The sequence below is a fragment of the Duganella sp. GW822-FHT06D06 genome (assembly GCF_058799615.1).
The window spans coordinates 1-532 of record NZ_JBXALQ010000070.1 but is presented as its reverse complement, the minus strand read 5'-3'; the positions used below and the strand labels follow the sequence as shown (position 1 = coordinate 532).

The following is a 532-nucleotide window of genomic DNA, read 5'->3' as shown; positions in this document are numbered from 1 at the left end:
AGTGCTACTCTAGAAAGGAGGTGATCCAGCCGCACCTTCCGATACGGCTACCTTGTTACGACTTCACCCCAGTCACGAATCCTACCGTGGTAAGCGCCCTCCTTGCGGTTAAGCTACCTACTTCTGGTAAAACCCGCTCCCATGGTGTGACGGGCGGTGTGTACAAGACCCGGGAACGTATTCACCGCGACATGCTGATCCGCGATTACTAGCGATTCCAACTTCATGCAGTCGAGTTGCAGACTACAATCCGGACTACGATACACTTTCTGGGATTAGCTCCCCCTCGCGGGTTGGCGGCCCTCTGTATGTACCATTGTATGACGTGTGAAGCCCTACCCATAAGGGCCATGAGGACTTGACGTCATCCCCACCTTCCTCCGGTTTGTCACCGGCAGTCTCATTAGAGTGCCCTTTCGTAGCAACTAATGACAAGGGTTGCGCTCGTTGCGGGACTTAACCCAACATCTCACGACACGAGCTGACGACAGCCATGCAGCACCTGTGTACTGGTTCTCTTTCGAGCACTCCC

The 532-nt window shown here is 54.5% G+C and carries 1 rRNA gene; it reads right to left on the bottom strand.

The window, feature by feature from the left end:
• Window positions 1-13: 13 nt before the first annotated feature.
• Window positions 14-532, bottom strand: a 16S ribosomal RNA gene (locus AC1RMD_RS31230); the annotation flags it as partial.